We start from the raw sequence: 19006 nt of genomic DNA on the forward strand, positions 1-19006 counted from the left end.
GGCCATCATGCCGCGCTCGCCTGCCGGTGCTCGCGCGGGCTCACGCCGAAGTGTCGTTTGAAGGCGGTACTCAGGGCGAAGGCGCTGCCATATCCGACCTGGTGGGCGATGGACTCCACGGTCGCGTCTGATTCGGCGAGCAGGTCGGCCGCGAGCGAGAGTCGCCATTCGGTCAGAAAACTCATCGGCGGTTCCCCGACCAGCTCGCTGAACCGGCGGGCCAGCGCGGCACGGGACATGCCGACCGCGTCGGCCAGCGCGACCACCGTCCACGGGTGGGCAGGATTGTGTTGGAGCAGACGCAGGGCCTTGCCGACCAGTGGATCACCGTAGGCGTGGTACCAGGCGGGGGCGTCGTCGCGGGCGAACCAGGCGCGCAGGGCGGCGATGAGCAGCAGGTCGAGTAGCCGGTCGAGGACGGCCGTTTGCGCGGGCAGGTCCTTGGTCGCCTCGTCGACGAGCAGGTCGAGCAAACGGGTATCGAGCTCGCCGCGCGGCAGCACCGCCACCTGCGGCAGCGCACGCAGTAGCCGTCGGCTCACCGCGCCCGCCGATTCGTAGGTTCCGGTGACCATCAGCGTCTCACCGTCGATATCGGTACCCCACTGACGAACACCCAGACTCAGTGTCTCGCACAGGATCTCACCCTCGGGCGTGGTGGTGACCTGCCCCGGCCGGATGACGACCTGTGGTTCGGTCGCCGGATCGTCGGCCACCGTATACGGCTGCGGCCCACGGAAAATCGCGACATCGCCCGCGCCGAGTTGCCGCGGCGGCAGCGAATCGGTACTGACCCAAGCCTTTCCGCGGATCATCGCGAGCACCGTGAGCGGGGCTTCGTCCTGCACGCGCAGCGACCACGGCGGGTTCAGCAGCGAACACATGAGGAACGCACCGCGGGCGCGTGGACCTTCGAGCAGACCGGCTAACGCATCCACCTCTCCACAGTAGACGACAACGCCTAGACGACAACGCATGTTCGTGAGCGGCACGACGATGTCGCCGCCCGCCGCGCGGCGGTGTACTTATCTCATGACAAACACCACTTCTCACCAGCGTCTTTCCCTCATCACCGGCGCTACCGGCAAGACCGGAAGCCGCGTGGCGGCCCTGCTGGACGCCGCGGGCCGCCCGGTCCGCCACGGCTCGCGCACCGCCGCGATCCCCTTCGACTGGACCGACCGCAAGACCTGGGGGCCCGCGCTCGCCGACGTCGACTCGGTCTATCTCGCCTTCCAGCCCGATCTCGCCGTGCCCGGCGCCGCCGACGTCATCCGCGCCTTCACCGCCGCCGCCCGGGCCGCGGGCGCGCGCTCGGTGGTACTGCTGTCGGGCCGCGGCGAACCCGAAGCGCTGGAATGCGAGCAGATCGTCCGGGATTCGGGTCTGAGCTGGACCATCGTGCGCTGTGCCTTCTTCGCGCACAACTTCAGCGAGGGCGCCTTCGTCGACGACGTGCTCGCCGGTACCGTGGCGCTGCCCAACGGCGATGTGCCGGAACCGTTCGTGCACGTCGACGATATCGCCGAGGTGGCGGCGGCCGCGCTCACCGATTCGCGCCACGCGGGTCAGCTCTACGAACTCACCGGTCCGCGCGCGCTGACCTTCGCCGACGCGGTGGCCGAGATCGCCGCGGCCACCGGCCGCGAGATCGCCTTCATTGCCGTCTCCCGGCCGGAATTCGCTGCGGCTCTTCGGGAATACCAGGTTCCCGATGACGTGGTCAGCCTGCTCGACTACCTGTTCGGCACCATCCTCGACGGCCGCAACACCCCCACCGCCGACGGTGTCCGGCGCGCCCTGGGCCGCGAGGCCCGCGATTTCACCGACTACGCCACGGAAACCGCCGCCGCAGGCGCTTGGACGCCGCAGCGGTAGTCGAGCAGTTCGATCACCGGGCTCGCGCCGAGGCAGCGAACCACCCGGGCGGGGTGATCTTGAATTACCGGGCGTCCCGCGCCGAGACCGGTACCGTCGAAGTGGTGGGTTCAGCGACGATCGACCGCGGGTTTCGGATGGCCAGGGCCGCGGTGTTCGCGGCTTTCACGCTGAACGGGATGCTGCTGGCGATGTGGGTGGTCCACATTCCGGCGATCACCGACCGAGCGGGGGTATCGGCCTCGGGACTCAGCGTGCTCGTGCTGCTGATGGCGGGCGCCGCGCTCGTCGGTATGCGGCTCGCGGGCCCGGCCGCCGACCGGTTCGGCAGCCGTGCGCTGGTGGCCGCTGCCGCGTCGGCGATCTCGGTGACGGTTCTCGGCCCGGGACTGGCGACCGACCCGCTCACCTTGGCGATCGCGGTGGCCTGCTTCGGGTTCGGCTTGGGCGCCCTCGACGTATCGATGAACACCCAGGCGGTGTACGTCGAACGGGCCTATCACCGGCCGATCATGTCCGCCTTCCATGCGATGTTCTCGGCAGGCGGGTTCGCCGGTTCGCTGGTGGGCGCGGCTACCCAATACGCGGGGTGGCCGCCGCAGCTGACGTTGACGTGCGCCGGGATCGGCGGACTGGCCGTCACCGCGGCCCTGGTACCGCACCTGCTCGGCCGTCAACAGCCCGAATCACCCTCGCGCCCCGAATATTACGACAACGAGGATGCGCGATCCGCGACCGGCGCGCGAGAGCGGCCGACCGACGCGGCCGAACCGGCAGGCGCGCGATACGACACCGACCCGGGCAGCTCGACAAGTTCGCCACCCGCGACCTCCGGTCCCACCGCGACTGTTGAGCTCGGCGCCGAGAAGCGTGAGCAACGACGTCGGCGGACACGAAAGGTGCTCTCGCTCGGGGCCGTCGCGTTCATTCTCCTCCTCGCGGAGGGTGTGGCGGCGGACTGGAGTGCGCTCCAGGTCCGCGAGCGCCTCGATACGTCCGAAGCCAGTGCCGCCCTGGCCTTCGGCGCCTTCTCCGCCACGATGACGCTCGGGCGATTCCTCGCCGATCGGGTGAGTGGCGCCTTGGGCCCGGTGGCCATCGTCCGCTACGGAAGTCTGCTCGCCGCAGTGGGATTCGCAGTTGTCATCGGATCGCCCTGGTTGCCGGTCACGCTCCTCGGCTGGGCGATGTGCGGGCTCGGGCTGGCGGGCGGCGTCCCCCAGATCTTCTCCACCGCGGGCAATCTCGGCGGCACGGCGGCGGCGACGGACATGTCGCGCGTGTTCACCATCGGCTACCTCGGCCTGCTCGCGGGCCCCGCCATGATCGGCTGGCTCACCGCCGTGGTTCCGCTGACCGCGGCGCTGACCGTTCCGCTGGTGCTCACCCTGGCCTGCGCGGCCACGGCGAGGGTGGTCAGTCGGTGAAGGTGATCCGGACCGAGACCGGGGCGCTCTGCAACGCGCGGAAGGTCGCCGCGGTCAGCCCGGCGAACACCGGGTTGGGCGCGAAGGTCCGCGACCGCGCGACGACATCGTCGGCCGGGCGCAGTTGCGCGGTGCCGGTGCGCCACCGATTCCCCTGACGGACCCGCACTTTCGGTTCCGCCACGATGTTGGCGGCCCACCCCGACCTGGTGCCGTGCTGGCTGATCACCCACGCGCCGCTGTCGTCGAACGAGACCGAGACCGGCACCACCCGGATCTGTCCGGACTTACGTCCGATCGTCTCGAGGTCGGTCGCGAAGGAGGTTCGGACGCCGATCCGGCCCAGCGCGCGGACCGCCGGGTTGGCGACATAGCGACCGAACGCCCGCTCGATTTCGAACTTGCGGCGCGCCGGGTCCTTGCGGTTCATCGTCGAACTCCTTCTGCTGCGAAACGCGTCGACGCCGTGATGTCTCAGCATCGCCGCCGCCGTGAGCCACGGTGTGCGGTCGGGGTCGGGATCGGCGCCCGCCCCGAGCAGATGCAGCTGATCGGTGTGCCACTGCAGGTCGAGCGCGCCTTCGAGCATCTTGATGTTGGGGTGAGTAGCCACTCGTGCGGGCAGGCGCAGCGAGATCTGTCGAGCGTGCAGGCGTGCTGTGCGCTCGTGCAGGATGTCGCCCGCGGCGTTCGGCGACACCGCGCTCGGCCTGCCGAGGCCGACGACATCGCACTGCCCCGACTCGACCGCGTCGACCATGGCCGGGCGGGAACGGAATCCGCCGGTGACGGCCAGCGGCACCGATCCGGCGACCGCCCGGACCGACTCGGCGTACTCGAGGAAGTACGCCTCACGCGCGACGGTGCTCGCCGAACGCGCCACCGGCCTTCCCGTCATCGCGGGCGATTCGTAACTGCCGCCGCTGATCTCGATCAGATCGAGCTTTTCGGCGGCGAGGCGGCGCACCACCTCGCGTGACTCGTCCTCGGTGAAGCCGCCGCGCTGGAAGTCCGCGGAGTTGAGCTTGATCGCTACGGCGAACGACGGCGCTACCTCGGCCCTGATCGCGCGCACCACCTCCAGCACAAAGCGCGCTCGCCGTTGTGGATCACCGCCCCAGCGATCATCGCGCTGATTGGCCAGCGGTGAGAGGAACTGCGAGACGAGGTAGCCGTGCGCGCCGTGGATCTGCACGCCGTCGAAGCCCGCGCGTTCGGCGATCCGCGCGGTGGCCGCGAATCGGTCCACGATATCGACGATCTCGCCGTCGGTGAGCGCGCGCGGCGCCGGAACACCGGGCAGCCCGAGACCGATCGCCGATGGCGCCACCGGCTGCGACCGCGTTACCAGCGGATTCGCTTGCCTGCCAGGGTGATTGATCTGCATCCAGAGATCGGTGCCGCCGTCCTTGGCGGTTCGCGCCCAGCGGCGCACGTCGTCGAGGTGACGTTCATCGGCGATGACGACATTGCCCGGCTCGCCGAGATGGTCATGGTCGACCATCACATTTCCGGTGATGATCAGGCCGAAACCGCCACTGCCCCAACGGCTGTAGAGCCGCTCGAGCCGTTCGTCCGGCGCGCCGGCGGAGGTGCCGAGGCCCTCACTCAGCGCGGCCTTCATCAGCCGGTTGGGCAACACCTGGCCGCACGGCAGGGTGAGCGGATCGCTCAGGGCTGTCATCGTCGGCTCCTCCGCGGATAGCATCGAGTACACCGATCGGTGTACTCGACTCGACGGTAGTACACCGATCGGTATACTTCAATGGACCGACCGAAAGGAAGTCGATGGCGGCACGTGACGGACTCGTCCAGAGCACGATCGATCTGGTGCGCCGCAACGGCGTGGCCGGGACCGGTGTCGCGAATCTGCTCCACCACAGCGGGCTCTCCCGCCGGACGATCTATCTGAACTTCCCCGGCGGTAAGTCCGAATTGATCACCGAGGCCACCCGCGTCGCGGGCCGGGCGATGACAACACTGATCGAGACCTTCACCAAGGACGCCGAGCCCGAACAGACCGTGGCCTCGTTCGCCGACGCGTGGAAACAGGTCGTCGAATCCAGCGACTTTCTCGCCGGCTGCCCGATCGTGGCCGCGGCGCTGGGCCGCTCGGAGTCCCCCGCGGCGGCGGACGCGGCCGGCGAGGCGTTCGACTCCTGGGAGCGGGCACTGGCGGCCCGGCTACGCGCGGAGAACATCGACCCCGATACCGCGTGCTCCTTGGCGACAACCGTCATCGCCACGATCGAGGGCGCGGTGGTGATGTCGCTCGCCAAGCGCAGCACCGAGCCGCTCGATCGCGTCGGCCGCCACCTCACCGAGCTGGTCAGGGCGCATATCCGCCCGGTCGGCACGTCCTGACCAGCGCGTTGCGCGCACGACGGCTAGAGGTACATGCCGACGTCGGCGCTGTGGTCGATGGTGGTGCGGATCTGGATCCCGCCGTCGCGGTGGGCGACCAGTTCGGCGAGGGTCGCGCCGTCAGGAAAACTCGACTCGGCGATGACCCCGTCCTGGCGGGCCAGCCACTCGTCGGCTTCCGTCGCCGAGAGCCGACCGACCTCGAGTTGGGCCAGGCAGCGTCCGGGCCGAACCACCGCGGGGTGCAGCCGGGAGAGGTCTTCGTTGGTGGTGATCGCGATCAACACATTGCGGCCCTGACCGAGCATCCCGTCGGTGAGATTGAGCAGACGCGAAAGTTTCTGCCCCGCCGCCTCTTTCGCCTCGCCGCGGATCAGCTCATCGCAGTCCTCCAGCACGAGCAACCGCCAGCGGCCGTCCTCGTCGTCGCCGTCGGCACCCGCCGCGACCTCCATCAGATAGCCGGGATTGCTGAACAGTTCTTCCGGGTCGACAACACAATCGACCTGACACCACGGTGCCCATGACCGCGCGAGCGCGCGCAACGCGGTGGTCTTGCCGGTGCCGGGCTCACCGTGCAGCAGCACCAGCCGCCCCTTGATATCGGCCACACCCAGCCCCATCAAACGCTGCATGCTCGCCGATACCGAGCCGGTGTAGTTGCCGCGAATCTCGGCCCACGCGGGCGCCGCGATGTGACGCCGCCGGCGCGCGGGGCGCCGAACGTCCATATGCCAGAAGCCCATCTCTACCGTAGTCGCACTGTCACGTGACAGTTCAGCTCCCTCGGTTGAACGCGCCAGAATTTCGACGGCGAGTTCGTCGCTGACGGCGGTCACCTCGATCGTGGCCGAACCGCTCGCCCAGCGCACGGCCCGCAACGCCCACCCGTCACCGGCGGCGAGCAACGCGCTGCTGTCATCGTCGGCGACCGAGCGCACGATCCGCGAGTCGGCAGGCCGCAGCGCCGCCTCGGGTCGTACCCGATCGAGATGTGCCTGACGGGCGAACGGCTGATCGCCGCGCAGGAAGGGGGCGAGGGCGAGCGCGTCGATCGCGTCGCGGGTGGAATAGGTGGAGTCGATGGCCGCCGACCACGGAAACGGCTCGCCCTGATCCTGCGGCTGACGCGGCGAATCGACGAGCCTGAGCTGTTCATTGCGTGTGGACACCGAGCCCATGATCGTGGTCGTCGGCCCGGAATGTCCAATGACTTTCGGCGAACATCACCGAAAAATCGCTGGCACCGCGAGCGAATCCGTCGGTACCGTCGAAGTGTGACGTCCACCCAGCACGACCAATCCCCGCCGGAATCCACCACGACGGCCGGGATCAAGGAGTGGATCGGACTGGCCGTCCTCACCCTGCCGACGCTGCTCATCTCGATGGACCTGAGCGTGCTGTACCTGGCGATCCCCAGCATCAGCGCGGCACTCGAACCGAGTAGTACCCAACTGCTGTGGATCCTCGATATCTACGGTTTCCTGGTCGCCGGGTTCCTCATCACCATGGGCACCGTCGGCGACCGCATCGGCCGACGCAAATTGCTGATGATCGGCGCGCTGGCCTTCGGCGTAGCCTCCGTGCTCGCCGCCTACTCGACCAGCGCGAACATGCTGATCGGTACCCGCGCGCTGCTCGGCATCGCGGGCGCGACGCTGATGCCGTCCACGCTGGCACTGATCCGCAACATGTTCCACGACGACCGCCAGCGCACCACCGCGATCAGCGTGTGGATGACCAGTTTCATGGTCGGCATGGTGATCGGACCGCTCGTCGGCGGCGCGATGCTCGAGAACTTCTGGTGGGGTTCGGTATTCCTGGTGGCGGTGCCCGCGATGGTGTTGCTGTTGGCGACCGGACCGTTCCTGCTGCCCGAGTACAAGGACCCGAACCCTGGCAAGCTCGATATCCTCAGCGCGGTGCTCTCACTGCTGTCGGTGATGAGCGTCATCTACGGCATCAAGGAACTCGCCAAAGACGGCTGGTCGATCGAGGCGGTCGGCGTACTGGTAGCCGGTCTGGCGCTCGGCACGGTGTTCGTCCTGCGCCAGAAACGCCTGACCAACCCGCTGATCGATCTACAACTGTTCGGCAATGTCCGGTTCAGCGGCTCGCTGGCCGCGTTGATGGTGGCCATGCTGGCCATGGGCGGACTGTTCCTGCTGCTCTCGCAGTATCTGCAGCTGGTGCTGGGCCTTTCGGCATTCGAAGCCGGACTGTGGACCGTCCCGCAGGCGGCCGCGATGGTGGTGGCGGCGGGCGTGGTGAGCGCGCTCGCGCCCAGGTTCCGGCCCGCCTACCTGATGACCGGCGGCCTGATCGTCGCCATCGCCGGGTACGCGCTGTTCACCCAGCTCTCCGGTACCGACGACCTCGCGTTGATCGTCACCGGCATGGTGGTGTTCTCGCTCGGCCTGAGCCCGATGTTCGTCCTCGGCCTCGATCTGATCGTCGGCGCGGTCGACCCGGCCCGCGCCGGCGCCGCCTCGGCCATCTCCGAAACCGGTCAGGAGTTGTCCGCGGCACTCGGCGTCGCGGTGATCGGCAGCATCGGCACCGCCGTCTACCGCGGGCAGATGTCGCAGCAGCTGCCCGACGGACTCCCCTCGGAGGTCGCCCACGTCGCGCAGGACACGCTCGCGGGCGCCCTGCACGTCGCGGCGACACTGCCCGAAGCACTCGGCACCGAGTTGACCACCGTCGCTCGCGAGGCCTACACCCAAGCGCTGCAGGTGAACTCGGTCGTCGGCATCGGGCTCACCGCTGTGGCCGCCGGACTGGTGGTCGGGCTGCTCCGGCACATCCCCGCGCCGAACGAGAAGGCAGCCGACATCGACTGACGGATGTGGTGCGGGCACAACGAATCCCGCCCGATGCTGACCGGGCGGGATTCGCCTCTCGCGCAGTTGTCCCCTCCGCGAGCTTCGTGTTCGGCCGATCCGGCCGAGGTCTTATCGCCTACTTGGCCGGGGCCGGGTTGTTCGGCATCGGGGAGTTGATGGTGGTGAAGTACTGCACCGCGGCCAGGATCGCGACGGGAGCCGTAACGAGGATCTGGCCCGCGAGGGTACCGAGGGCACCGATCGCCATGATGCCGGCGAGGCAGCCGACCGCCGCGGCCGGGATGAACGGACCGAACATACCGACGATGGTCGCCGAGGCGATGGTGGCGCCCGCGATGCCGCCGAGCACACAACCGACCGCGCCGCCGCCGATGCCGCCGATGATGGCCGCGACGCCGGCGCCCAACGAGATGGTGCTGCCGAGACGGCTCCAGGCCGCCTGCTCACGGTCGTATTCGTTCTTCCACGGCGCCTTGTCCTCGTACGGCAGCGCGACCGGCTTGTAGGTGGCGTGCTCGAGGTCCAGCTGCGGCGTCAGGGTGGCGGTGCGGCCCGAGATGTCGGCGGCGATCGGGAACACGAATTCGTCTACGCGGAAGGCCAATTCGGTGCCCGCGACGGTGGTGCCGTTGGCGGCCTTGATCTTGAAGACACCGTCCTCGACCACCATCGACCCCGCGTCGGTGCCGATGATCGTGGACTTCTCGGTGGTGCTGGAGGTGAAGTTGATCGGCTCATCCGCGGCAGGTGCTGCGTGGCTGGTTCCGGCTGCGATGCCGAGGGCAACGCTGACGGTGGATGCCAGCAGAGCGAACTTGGTGATTTTCACGGGATGAACCTTTCGTGTTCCTCGTGGTGAGATGCGCGGCGCACAAACTGCGGACCGAACGAGATGTGACCATAGCTAGGTAAGCCTCACCTATCAATACCTTGCTTAGGCTAACCTCCAGTAGATCCAGTTTCGCCGTGAGAGAGAACCCTGATGAGAAATCCGCGTTGGCACGGTTGGCTTCTCGCCGTCCTCGTGCTGGTCGCAGTCTGCGCTCTCAGTCTGCTGGTCGGCACGAAAGCTATTGCCATCAGCGATGTTTGGCAAGCACTGTTCGGTGCGAGCACCACCCCTGACCACGTCACCATCACCGAATACCGGGTGCCACGCACGCTGCTCGGATTGCTCGTCGGACTGGCGCTCGGCGTCGCCGGCTGCTTGATGCAGGGCCTGACCCGCAACCCACTGGCAGACCCCGGCCTACTCGGCGTCAACGCGGGCGCGGCCTTCGCGATCACCATCGCCGTCGCGATATTCGGCGTGAGCGAAATCACATCGTATGTCTGGTTCGGGTTTCTCGGCGCCGCCCTGGTGTCGGTGGTCGTCTACCGTGTGGGCACCGCCGGACGATCCGGTACCGATCCGGTGCGGCTCACGCTGGCGGGCGTCGCCGCCACCGCGGTGCTGGGCGGACTGACCAGGGGCTTGATCCTGCTGCACCCCAAGGCTTTCGACGCGATGCGCCAATGGGACTCCGGCGGTCTCGCCGGACGTGGGTTCGACATCCTCGTCGGCGCGACGCCGTTCATCGCGGCGGGCCTGATCATCGCGGCGCTGTGCGCTCGCTCGCTCAACGCGGTGGCGCTCGGCGACGATCTGGCGCACTCGCTCGGCGTGCACGTGGGACGCACACGCCTGTTCACCGCGCTGGCGGTGGTGCTGCTGTGCGGCACCGCGACCGCCGCGGTCGGCCCGATCGCGTTCGTGGGTCTCGCGGTACCGCACGTGTCCCGGTGGTTGATCGGGCCCGATCAGCGCTGGATCTTCGCCTACTCGCTGGTGCTGGCGCCGATCCTGGTGCTGTCGGCCGACATCGTGGGCCGCATCATCATTCGTCCCGATGAAGTCCCCGCCGGCCTGGTCACCGCGTTCCTCGGAGCGCCGGTGCTGATCTGGCTGGCCCGTCGCGCAAGAGTAGGTGCCGCCGCATGAGTTCGACGATCGATTTCGGCCGCGCGATGCTGGTGATCCGCCCACGCGGCACCCGATTCTCCGCCCGGATCGGCGTGCGCACGCTGGTGGTGTGCGCTGTCCTGCTGACGATCTCGGTGGTGACGGCGGTGCTCGCGCTGGGCAGCGGCGACTATCTGATCCCGCCGATGCGGGTGCTGCGCGCGCTGGTGATCGGCGACGAGCGGTTCGACCGACTGGTGGTGTGGGACTGGCGGCTGCCGCGCATCCTGCTCGCGCTGATCCTCGGCGCGGCACTGGGTGTGAGCGGGGCCATCCTGCAATCGGTGACCAGGAATCCGCTGGGCAGCCCGGACATCGTGGGATTCAACACCGGCGCCTACACCGGCGCGCTGATCGCCATTCTGACCCTCGGCGGTGGTCACGTGCAGACCGCGGCCGGTGCGGTGATCGGCGGGCTCGGCGCCGCGTTGGTCATCCATCTACTAGCGTTCCGGCACAACGTGACCGGGTTCCGGCTGATCATCGTCGGCATCGGCGTCAGCGCCATGCTGGCCTCGGTCAACACCTGGCTGATCCTGCGCGCCGACCTGGACGCGGCGATGTCGGCGGCGGCTTGGGGCGCGGGCACGCTCAACGGACTCTCGTGGCCGCAGGTCGGTCCCGCGGTGGTGATCCTCGCGCTGCTGGCGATCGCGCTGGTTCCCGCGGCTCCCCGGTTGCAGATCCTCGAACTCGGCGACGACACCGCGCGTGCGTTCGGGCTGAATGTGAGCCGCGCGATGCTGTGGCTGATCGTGCTCAGCGTCGCGTTCACCGCGGTGGCGACGGCGGTCGCGGGCCCGATCGCGTTCGTCGCCCTCGCCGCACCGCATCTGGCGCGCAAGCTGGCCCGCACACCCTCGATCGCACTCGCGCCCTCGGCGGCGATGGGAGCGATGTTGCTGATCACCTGCGACTGGATCGCCCAGCACGCGTTCGCCCCGACCACCGTGCCGGTCGGACTGGTCACCGTTTCGGTCGGCGGTCTGTACCTGGCATATCTGCTGGTCACCGAGGCGCGACGGAACTAGGAAAGCGAAACGATGAACGACACTTCACGGCTGCGCGCCGACCGACTCCGCCTCGGCTACAAGGGCACCACGATCAGCGACCAACTGTCGGTGGATATCCCGGACGGCAAGTTCACGGTGATCATCGGCCCGAACGCGTGCGGCAAGTCCACGCTGTTGCGCGCGCTGGCCCGGCTGCTCACCCCCGAGTCGGGAACCGTGCTGCTCGACGGAAAGCCGATCGGTTCCTATCCGGCGAAGCAGGTGGCCAGGCAGATCGGCCTGCTGCCGCAGACCTCGACGGCGCCGGACGGCATCCGGGTCGCCGATCTCGTTGCCCGCGGCCGCTATCCGCACCAAACGCTGCTGCGGCAGTGGTCGAAGGCCGACGAGGAAGCCGTCACGTCGGCGATGGCGGCGACCGGCGTCACCGAACTGTCGGCGCGGATGGTCGACGAACTGTCGGGCGGTCAGCGCCAGCGGGTGTGGATCGCGATGGTGCTGGCCCAGGACACCCCGCTGATCCTGCTCGACGAGCCGACGACCTACCTCGATATCGCCTATCAGATCCAGCTTCTGGACCTGTGCCGGTCACTGAACCGGAATTCCGGGCGGACCGTGGTGGCCGTACTGCACGACCTCAACCACGCCTTCCGCTACGCCGATCACCTCATCGCCATGCGCGACGGACGGGTGGTCGCGTCCGGAGCGCCCGCCGACATCGTGACCGCAGAACTCGTCGACGAGGTCTTCTCGCTGCGGTGCCGGATCGTCGACGACCCGGAAACCGGTACGCCGCTGGTGATTCCGCTCGCGGAGAACGCCGCCGAGCTGCTCTAGAGCTGCCGTCGAAAGAAAGATGAGGACAACCCCTTCCATGTTCACCACTCGATCATCGGGCAGGCTCCGCGCCACCCTGGCCCTGCTGGTTCTCGCGCTGATCGCAGCGCTCACCGGCTGTAGCAGCTCTTCGGGCGAGACCGCCGCACCGACCGGTCCGCGCGAGGTCCAGACGCCGAAGGGCGCCGTCGCCGTGCCCGCCGACCCCCAGCGCATCGTCGTGCTCAACGGCACCCTGGCCGGTTACCTCTACGACCTGGATGTGCCGGTCGCCGCCGCCGACCCGCGGCTGCTCGGTGTCGCGGGCAAGCCGGGTGAGTTCCCGGCCGGCTGGGCGCAGGACGCGACGACACAGGGCACCAAGGCTCTGCCGACCGGCGACAACATCAACCTGGAGTTCATCGCCGCCCAGCGCCCCGACCTGATCATCGGCGGCGGCCAGGGCTACCCGGGCCAGCAGTCGGTGAACGCCTACGACCAGCTCAGCGCGATCGCCCCGACCGTGCTGGTGCCGACCGAGACCACCTACTGGCAGGACCAGCTGCGGCTGATCGCCGAAGTGGTCGGCAAGCCGGGCAAGGTCGACCAGCTGATCACCAACTACAAGGACAAACTGGCCAAGGCCAAGGCGCTCATCAAAGCGCCCGCGGGCAACACCGTGGTCATGCAGTCGATCAAGAGCCAGAAGCCGACCGCGTTCCTGCCCTCGGCCGCGCTGCCCACGCTGCTGTCGGAGGTCGGGTTCACGCTCGATACCCAATTGGAAGCCAAGGCGGGCAACCCCACTCGTGAACCGAGCGCCGACTTCATCAGCTTCAGCCCGGAGTTGCTCAACACCGTCGTCGACGCGCCGGTGCTGTTCATGATCCCGCTCAACGGCGGCCGCACCGTGGCCGAACTGCGGGCCGACCCGCTGCACGCGTCGCTGCCCTCGTTCACGGCGAACACCGTCTTCGAACTGCCCGCGACCAGCTCGCGTCCCGACTACCGCACGGTCATGACCACGCTCGACCTGCTCGTGGAACGCTTCAAGTGACAAAGGAACAGCAATGACAGATCGAAGTGGCTATGCCGCGCGCATCGCGGAAGTGCTCGCCGGTGAGCACGGCGCCAAGGTCCCCTACCCGATCGGCCTGCGGGAAGTGGAGGTGATCCGCACGGCCCCGATCGGCGCCGGACTGCTCCGGATCACCTTCGGCGGGCCCGATATCGCGTCTTTCCACAGCTATGTGCCGGATGAGCATGTGCGCCTGGTGTTTCCGGACGAATACGGCGTGCTGCGGCTACCGAAGCTCGACGGCCAATCGCTCGAGTGGGGCAACCCGCGCCCGGTGTCGCGCGAGTACACGGTGCGCCGCCACAGCGTGGCCGACAACGAACTCGATATCGATTTCGTGATCCACCCCGGCGGTTTGGCCTCCGATTGGGCGAACACGGCGACCCCGGGCACCAAGGTCCACATCGCGGGCCCGCCCGGTGGCGTCGTGGTCCCGGAGTCCTACGACCGGTTCCTCTTCGTCGGCGATATCACCGCGCTGCCCGCCATCTCGCGCTGGCTGGAACGGATCAGGCGCGACGCGCAGGGCTGGGCGTTCATCGAGGTGGCCGGACCGGATGAGGAGATCGAGATCGACGCGCCCGCGGGCATCGAGGTGCGGTGGCTTCATCGCGGCGACTTGGAGCCGGGCACCGGTGACGCACTGGAGAAGGCGGTGCGTGGCGTGGAAATCGCTGCTGGAGAACGTGTTTACGCCTGGGTCGCCGGCGAGGCGGGATGCCTGCGCGGCATCCGCAAGGTGGTCCGCAACGAGCTCGGTATCGGCCCGAAGGACTCCCTGATCGCCGGCTATTGGAAGCGCGGCGTCGCCGACTTCGATCGAGAGGAATGACCGATGACAGACGAACAGATCATCACGGACGTGGCCGCCGTACTCGGGGTGGACCGCTCGGAACTGGACACCGACACCGATCTCCTCGACGCGGGACTCGACTCGGTACGCATCATGTCGCTCGTGGAGAAATGGCGGTCGGCCGGACATGCGGATATCGACTTCCCCACGCTCGCCGGTGACCCCGTTCTCGGGTCGTGGATCGAACTGCTGGCCTGACGGCGTGATCGCGGCCGGGGGTGGCTCGTCATCGGCGCCACCCCCGCCCCGGTCACTTGCCGTGCGCGCCGTCGGCGAGCGCCTGCCGCAGATCCTTGCGGCTGGTCTTGCCCACTCCGGTCTCCGGGAACTCGTCGACGACCACCACCGTGTCCGGCATCTTCCAGGCCGCCACGCCGCGCGAGCGGACGAACGAGCGCACCGAGATCAGCGTGGGGCGTTGCGCGGGGTCGACAGGCTGGACGAAGGCACAGATACGTTGGCCGAGAACGGGATCCGGGGTGCCGACGATGACAGCGTCGCGAACAGCCGGGTGTTCGAGCAGGTGCGCCTCCAGCTCTTCGGCCGAGACCTTCTCCCCGCCCCGATTCACCCAGTCGCCCGCACGACCCGCGACCACGAGGTTGCCGTCGGGACGCACGGACACGATGTCGCCGGTGCGGTACCACCCCTGTGCGGTGAAGCTGCGCGCGTCGGCGTCGGGATTGTTGTAGTAGCCGCGAATCGTGTACGGGCCCTGGGTGATCAGGTTGCCCGTGCCGCCCGGCGCGACCTCGACGCCGTTGTCGTCGACGACGGCGAGCTGATCGTGCTCCGACATCGGCCGGCCCTGGGTGCTCACCACCACGTCGATCGGATCGTCCAGCCGGGTGTAGCAGACCAGGCCCTCGGCCATGCCGAACACCTGCTGCAGGGTCACGCCGAGCGCGGGGCCGATCCGGCGGGCCAGCTCGTCCTGGCACCGGGCACCGCCCACCTGGAGCACTCGCAGACTGGACAGATCGGCGGTGTCGCCCGCTTCGGCGCGCTCGGTCCACAGCCGGGCCAGCGGGGGCACCAGCCCCGTGATGGTGACACCGAACCACTCGATCAACGGAAAGGCCGTCGCCGGAGTCGGATCCGGCGTCATCGCCACCGCACCACCCGCCCAGATCGCACCCAGGATGCCCGGCGAGCTCATCGGGAAGTTGTGCGCCACCGGCAGCGTCGCGAGATAGACCGTGTCCTGATCGAGCTCGCAAACCTCGGCACTGCGGCGCACGCTGTAGAGGTAGTCGTCGTGGGTGCGGGCGATGAGCTTCGGAATGCCGGTACTGCCGCCCGACAGTTGCAGAAACGCCACATCGCCGGCCGACGGGCCCGCCAATTCGGCAGGGGTGTCGCGATATTCGTCGAGGTGGCGCGCGCCCTGTGGCAGCGACTCGCAGTCGACCAGCAGCAGGTGACGCAGGCTCTCGACCTCGTCGCGCACCTGCGCGGCCAGTGCCGCGTAGTCGAAACGCTGATGTGTGCCGCAGGTGATCATGGCCTCGGCCGCGGCGGCGCCGGCGATCGGCACCAACTCGGCCTTGCGATGGGCGGGCAGGCAGAACACCGGCAGTGCGCCGAGTTTGAACAGCGCGAAGATCACCTCGACGAATTCCGCGCGGTTGGGCAGCTGCACCAGCACCCGGTCGCCGGGCACGATGCCGAGGCGGGCGAAACCGGTGGCGAGCGAGCTCGAACGGTGGTCGAGTTCGGCGTAGGTCCAGCTGTTCGCGTCGTCGAGAACGGCGATCCGGTCCGGCGCCGCGGCGGCGCGCGCGGTGAGCACATCGCCGAATGTCTCACTCGTCCAACAGTTCTGGTCTCGATATCGTTGTGCGAGGTCAGCGGGCCACGGGGTGAAGCCGGCGAGCACGGGATCGGTCAAGTCGAGCACCTCTTTCCAGCGGATCTTCGAACAGTCTCGCCGGTCGATGTAAGCGAAGGTAACCATCTGACGGCAGAATCAGGTTAGGCTAACCTCATGCTAAATGGTGATTCCCGTGGACGAATCGTCGTCATCACCGGCGCGGCCGGGGGTATCGGGGCCGCCATCGCCGCTCGTTTCGCCGATGAGGCCGGGGTGCTCGCCCTGTGGGACCGCGACCCCGCCGTACACAAGATCGCCGCCGACCTTCCGGCGCGATCCGCGTACGGCGTGGAGCTCGACGTGAGCGACGAGGCCGCGGTGCGGGCCGCCTTCGACCACCTCGGAGCCGAGCACGGGACACCCGATGTCGTCGTGCACGCGGCCGGGCTCATGGTCGGCGGCTCCGCGCTCGAGCTCGATCCGCAAGACTGGACCCGCTGCCTGAGGGTCAACGCCACCGGCACGATGCTCATCGGCCAACGCGCTGCCGCCGACATGGCCCGCGCCGGTCGCGGTGCGATCGTGGTCGTCTCCTCGAACGCGGCCGCGACCCCCCGCGTCGCGATGGCCGCCTACGGCGCCGCCAAGGCCGCCGCGACCTCGTTCACCCGATCGCTGGCCCTGCAGGTGGCGCCGCTGGGCGTACGGGTCAACCTGGTCTCGCCCGGCTCCACCGACACCCCGATGCTGCGCGACATGTTCGGCGGCACCGCCCTCGACGACGCAGCCGAGAACGCCCTGTTCGACGGCGATCCCAGCGCCTACCGCCTCGGAATCCCGTTGCGGCGCATCGCCACTCCCGCCGATATCGCGGGCGCAGTCCATTTCCTGGCGTCCGAGGACGCCCGCCACATCACGATGCACGACCTGCGGGTCGACGGTGGCGCAACGCTCGACATGTGACCGAGAGGAATGATCACCATCAGTACCGACAGTTCAGACCCCGCCTTCTTATTGTCCCGTCCGCAGCGGACCGTGTCCGCCAGCGCGGGCGGGACGGTATTCCGCTCGGCACACGACGCCATCACCGCGTTGCGCAGCGGCCGGATCAGCCACATCGTCGGCGCGCTGCCCTTCACCCCCGGTGCGCCGACCGCGCTGTGGGCGCCGGACTCGGTGACGATCACCGAGGCGCCGCACCAGCCCGCGGCCACCACGCTGCCCGGTTTCGAACTCGACGCCGAGCTGCCCGCGCCGGAGGAGCACCGTCAGCGCGTCGCCACCGCCGTGGAGCTTCTCGGCGATCCCGCGCATCCGTTGCGCAAGGTAGTGCTGGCCCGTTCCGTTCGCGCTCGCTCGTCGAAACCGGTTCGCGCCATGGACATTCTGGATCTGATGGTCGCGTCGGATCCGATGTCCAACGGCTTCCTGGTCGATCTCTCCGTCGCGGGCGGGCGCTTCCCCGGCCGTCATCTCGTCGGTTCCAGCCCCGAGATCCTGGTGCGCCGCAACGGGAGTCAGATCCTGAGCCACCCACTGGCGGGCTCGGCCCGGCGCATCCTCGACGACAGCGACGCCGATCGCACCGCGGCCGACGCTCTGCTCGCCTCGACCAAGGACCACGCCGAACACCGCTTCGTGACCGATCAGGTCTCCGCCGTACTCCGTGACCGCTGTGCCGACGTGCACACTCCCGCACCGGAACTCACCGCCACCCCGGCGATGTGGCACCTGGGCACGCCGATCTCGGCGACCGTCCCGCTGGCCGGGCCGTCGGCACTGGAACTGGCGGTAGCCCTGCACCCCACCCCGGCGATCTGCGGCACGCCCACCGCCGCGGCAGCGCGCGTGATCGCCGAACTGGAAGGCGAGCGCGGCTTCTACGCCGGCGCGGTCGGCTGGTGCGATGCCGACGGCAACGGTGAGTGGATGGTGAGTATCCGCTGCGCCGAGCTGTCCGCCGACGGCATCACGCTGCTCGCGCACGCGGGTGGCGGGATCGTCGCCGCCTCCGACCCCACCGCCGAATTGGCCGAGACCACCGGCAAATTCCAGCGCATCCTCGGGCCGCTCGGTATCTCCGACCTGCCCGTCACCGTCGGCTGACCCCGCCGACCACTTCGCCGACGAAAGACTTCGCCATGCCTATCCCCCCGATCGCGCCCTATCCGATGCCGAGCGCGGACGAGTTCACCGCCGACCAGGTCGACTGGATCGCCGAGCCAGGCCGCAGCGCGCTGCTGATCCACGACATGCAGCAGTACTTCCTCGATGCCTACGACCTGTACCGCGATCCCGCCCGCACCCTGATCGCCAATATCGCGAAACTGCGCGACCACTGCCACCAGCTCGACATCCCGGTGATCTATACCATGCAGCCGGGCGACCAGCATCCGTCGCGGCGCGGCATCCTCGCCGACTTCTGGGGCACCGGCATGGCAGAGGGCGCCGACACCGAGGTGATCGCCGCCATCGCCCCTGAACCGCAGGACATCCAGGTCACCAAGTGGCGCTACTCCGCTTTCCAGCGGACCGACCTGCGCGAACTACTCGGCTACTACGGCCGCGACCAACTGCTCATCACCGGCGTCTACACCCACATGGGCTGCATGCTCAGCGCCGCAGAGGCTTTCATGGGCGACGTGCGGCCCTTCCTCGTCCACGACGCCACCGCCGACTTCAGCCGCGACGAACACATCATGGCGCTGAACTACGTAGCCCGCCGCTGCGGCGCGGTCACCAGCACCGACGAGCTGATCCGCCAACTCGGCACCGCGACAGTGGAATCCGCCGAGCGCCGATCCGCCTGATCGGTGCGGCCGAGGGGTGCCCTGCCGTCTCGACGGGAGGCAGGGCGCCGTCGTGCCCGCATCGAACATGCTGTGCCACTGATGATTCCGCCGTTTCCGGCTACGG

At 68.6% G+C, this 19006-nt stretch carries 18 protein-coding genes; 13 read left to right on the top strand and 5 right to left on the bottom strand.

Going from position 1 to position 19006, the window contains the following annotated elements; genetic code table 11:
* Nucleotides 1-5: 5 nt before the first annotated feature.
* Nucleotides 6-938 carry an AraC family transcriptional regulator gene (locus NA12_RS07630; protein WP_067447787.1) on the bottom strand — a complete coding sequence of 311 codons (933 nt, stop codon included), beginning with the start codon at nucleotides 936-938 and terminating at the stop codon, nucleotides 6-8.
* 94 nt (nucleotides 939-1032) lie between these two features.
* On the opposite strand from NA12_RS07630, the gene NA12_RS07635 reads away from it, so the two are divergent.
* Nucleotides 1033-1878 (top strand): NAD(P)H-binding protein, encoded by an 846-nt coding sequence (locus NA12_RS07635; protein WP_067447789.1) that lies wholly within the window; start codon nucleotides 1033-1035, stop codon nucleotides 1876-1878.
* A 104-nt stretch (nucleotides 1879-1982) separates the two neighbouring features.
* Nucleotides 1983-3305 carry an MFS transporter gene (locus tag NA12_RS07640; RefSeq protein WP_067447991.1) on the top strand — a complete coding sequence of 441 codons (1323 nt, stop codon included), beginning with the start codon at nucleotides 1983-1985 and terminating at the stop codon, nucleotides 3303-3305.
* Here NA12_RS07640 and NA12_RS07645 read toward each other — a convergent pair.
* Nucleotides 3295-4989: a nitroreductase family deazaflavin-dependent oxidoreductase gene (locus NA12_RS07645; RefSeq protein WP_132370167.1), complete on the bottom strand. Its 1695-nt coding sequence runs from the start codon at nucleotides 4987-4989 to the stop codon at nucleotides 3295-3297. The two genes, NA12_RS07640 and NA12_RS07645, sit on opposite strands and share 11 nt — an antisense overlap.
* Nucleotides 4990-5093: 104 nt before the next feature.
* On the opposite strand from NA12_RS07645, the gene NA12_RS07650 reads away from it, so the two are divergent.
* Nucleotides 5094-5669, top strand: a complete 576-nt coding sequence (locus tag NA12_RS07650) for a TetR/AcrR family transcriptional regulator (RefSeq protein ID WP_067447791.1) — start codon at nucleotides 5094-5096, stop codon at nucleotides 5667-5669.
* Nucleotides 5670-5692: 23 nt separating this feature from the next.
* On the opposite strand, the gene NA12_RS07655 is transcribed toward NA12_RS07650, so the two are convergent.
* Nucleotides 5693-6850 (bottom strand): DUF5925 domain-containing protein, encoded by a 1158-nt coding sequence (locus tag NA12_RS07655; protein WP_067447793.1) that lies wholly within the window; start codon nucleotides 6848-6850, stop codon nucleotides 5693-5695.
* Between the two features lie 96 nt (nucleotides 6851-6946).
* On the opposite strand from NA12_RS07655, the gene NA12_RS07660 reads away from it, so the two are divergent.
* Nucleotides 6947-8512: an MFS transporter gene (locus NA12_RS07660; protein WP_067447795.1), complete on the top strand. Its 1566-nt coding sequence runs from the start codon at nucleotides 6947-6949 to the stop codon at nucleotides 8510-8512.
* A 118-nt stretch (nucleotides 8513-8630) separates the two neighbouring features.
* On the opposite strand, the gene NA12_RS07665 is transcribed toward NA12_RS07660, so the two are convergent.
* A complete protein-coding gene (locus tag NA12_RS07665; RefSeq protein WP_067447797.1) occupies nucleotides 8631-9344 on the bottom strand; it encodes a DUF8020 domain-containing protein in 714 nt (237 codons plus the stop codon).
* A 153-nt stretch (nucleotides 9345-9497) separates the two neighbouring features.
* Here NA12_RS07665 and NA12_RS07670 point away from each other — a divergent pair, with 153 nt between their 5' ends.
* Genes NA12_RS07670 through NA12_RS07695 form a run of 6 tightly spaced genes read left to right on the top strand, consistent with a single transcriptional unit; the run spans nucleotide 9498 to nucleotide 14475 of the window.
* The gene (locus NA12_RS07670) at nucleotides 9498-10496 is read left to right on the top strand and encodes a FecCD family ABC transporter permease (RefSeq protein ID WP_067447799.1); all 999 of its coding nucleotides are present in this window, start codon (nucleotides 9498-9500) and stop codon (nucleotides 10494-10496) included.
* Complete coding sequence (locus NA12_RS07675) at nucleotides 10493-11548, top strand: FecCD family ABC transporter permease (RefSeq protein WP_067447801.1); 1056 nt, start codon at nucleotides 10493-10495, stop codon at nucleotides 11546-11548. The genes NA12_RS07670 and NA12_RS07675 overlap by 4 nt, the downstream gene beginning before the upstream one ends.
* 12 nt (nucleotides 11549-11560) lie before the next feature.
* Nucleotides 11561-12367 carry an ABC transporter ATP-binding protein gene (locus tag NA12_RS07680; protein WP_067447803.1) on the top strand — a complete coding sequence of 269 codons (807 nt, stop codon included), beginning with the start codon at nucleotides 11561-11563 and terminating at the stop codon, nucleotides 12365-12367.
* Nucleotides 12368-12404: 37 nt separating this feature from the next.
* Nucleotides 12405-13403, top strand: a complete 999-nt coding sequence (locus NA12_RS07685; protein ID WP_084472481.1) for an ABC transporter substrate-binding protein — start codon at nucleotides 12405-12407, stop codon at nucleotides 13401-13403.
* 13 nt (nucleotides 13404-13416) lie between these two features.
* On the top strand, nucleotides 13417-14256 hold the full coding sequence (locus tag NA12_RS07690; protein WP_067447808.1) for a siderophore-interacting protein: 840 nt from the start codon (nucleotides 13417-13419) through the stop codon (nucleotides 14254-14256).
* 3 nt (nucleotides 14257-14259) lie between these two features.
* Nucleotides 14260-14475, top strand: a complete 216-nt coding sequence (locus tag NA12_RS07695; protein WP_067447810.1) for a phosphopantetheine-binding protein — start codon at nucleotides 14260-14262, stop codon at nucleotides 14473-14475.
* Nucleotides 14476-14527: 52 nt separating this feature from the next.
* Here the strand turns inward: NA12_RS07695 and NA12_RS07700 are convergent, their stop codons facing one another.
* The gene (locus NA12_RS07700) at nucleotides 14528-16234 is read right to left on the bottom strand and encodes a (2,3-dihydroxybenzoyl)adenylate synthase (RefSeq protein ID WP_084472482.1); all 1707 of its coding nucleotides are present in this window, start codon (nucleotides 16232-16234) and stop codon (nucleotides 14528-14530) included.
* Between the two features lie 30 nt (nucleotides 16235-16264).
* Here NA12_RS07700 and NA12_RS07705 point away from each other — a divergent pair, with 30 nt between their 5' ends.
* The 3 genes from NA12_RS07705 to NA12_RS07715 all read left to right on the top strand — a co-directional run bounded on the left by NA12_RS07705 (nucleotide 16265) and on the right by NA12_RS07715 (nucleotide 18900).
* Complete coding sequence (locus NA12_RS07705; RefSeq protein WP_067447812.1) at nucleotides 16265-17053, top strand: SDR family oxidoreductase; 789 nt, start codon at nucleotides 16265-16267, stop codon at nucleotides 17051-17053.
* Between the two features lie 72 nt (nucleotides 17054-17125).
* A complete protein-coding gene (locus NA12_RS07710) occupies nucleotides 17126-18196 on the top strand; it encodes an isochorismate synthase (RefSeq protein ID WP_243655061.1) in 1071 nt (356 codons plus the stop codon).
* A 35-nt stretch (nucleotides 18197-18231) separates the two neighbouring features.
* The gene (locus tag NA12_RS07715) at nucleotides 18232-18900 is read left to right on the top strand and encodes an isochorismatase family protein (protein WP_067447816.1); all 669 of its coding nucleotides are present in this window, start codon (nucleotides 18232-18234) and stop codon (nucleotides 18898-18900) included.
* Nucleotides 18901-19006 lie beyond the last annotated feature (106 nt).

The sequence above is a fragment of the Nocardia alba NBRC 108234 genome (genome assembly GCF_001612665.1).
Taxonomy (GTDB): Bacteria; Actinomycetota; Actinomycetes; order Mycobacteriales; family Mycobacteriaceae; genus Nocardia; species Nocardia alba.

What these genes read in the sequence shown, in the direction of transcription:
- NA12_RS07705 (WP_067447812.1), top strand. Translation starts at nt 16,265, where the DNA reads ATGCTAAATGGTGATTCCCGTGGACGAATCGTCGTCATCACCGGCGCG.
- NA12_RS07690 (WP_067447808.1), top strand. Translation starts at nt 13,417, where the DNA reads ATGACAGATCGAAGTGGCTATGCCGCGCGCATCGCGGAAGTGCTCGCC.
- NA12_RS07680 (WP_067447803.1), top strand. Translation starts at nt 11,561, where the DNA reads ATGAACGACACTTCACGGCTGCGCGCCGACCGACTCCGCCTCGGCTAC.
- NA12_RS07685 (WP_084472481.1), top strand. Translation starts at nt 12,405, where the DNA reads ATGTTCACCACTCGATCATCGGGCAGGCTCCGCGCCACCCTGGCCCTG.
- NA12_RS07635 (WP_067447789.1), top strand. Translation starts at nt 1,033, where the DNA reads ATGACAAACACCACTTCTCACCAGCGTCTTTCCCTCATCACCGGCGCT.
- NA12_RS07675 (WP_067447801.1), top strand. Translation starts at nt 10,493, where the DNA reads ATGAGTTCGACGATCGATTTCGGCCGCGCGATGCTGGTGATCCGCCCA.
- NA12_RS07655 (WP_067447793.1), bottom strand. Translation starts at nt 6,850, where the DNA reads ATGGGCTCGGTGTCCACACGCAATGAACAGCTCAGGCTCGTCGATTCG.
- NA12_RS07715 (WP_067447816.1), top strand. Translation starts at nt 18,232, where the DNA reads ATGCCTATCCCCCCGATCGCGCCCTATCCGATGCCGAGCGCGGACGAG.
- NA12_RS07650 (WP_067447791.1), top strand. Translation starts at nt 5,094, where the DNA reads ATGGCGGCACGTGACGGACTCGTCCAGAGCACGATCGATCTGGTGCGC.
- NA12_RS07645 (WP_132370167.1), bottom strand. Translation starts at nt 4,989, where the DNA reads ATGACAGCCCTGAGCGATCCGCTCACCCTGCCGTGCGGCCAGGTGTTG.
- NA12_RS07670 (WP_067447799.1), top strand. Translation starts at nt 9,498, where the DNA reads ATGAGAAATCCGCGTTGGCACGGTTGGCTTCTCGCCGTCCTCGTGCTG.
- NA12_RS07695 (WP_067447810.1), top strand. Translation starts at nt 14,260, where the DNA reads ATGACAGACGAACAGATCATCACGGACGTGGCCGCCGTACTCGGGGTG.
- NA12_RS07700 (WP_084472482.1), bottom strand. Translation starts at nt 16,234, where the DNA reads ATGGTTACCTTCGCTTACATCGACCGGCGAGACTGTTCGAAGATCCGC.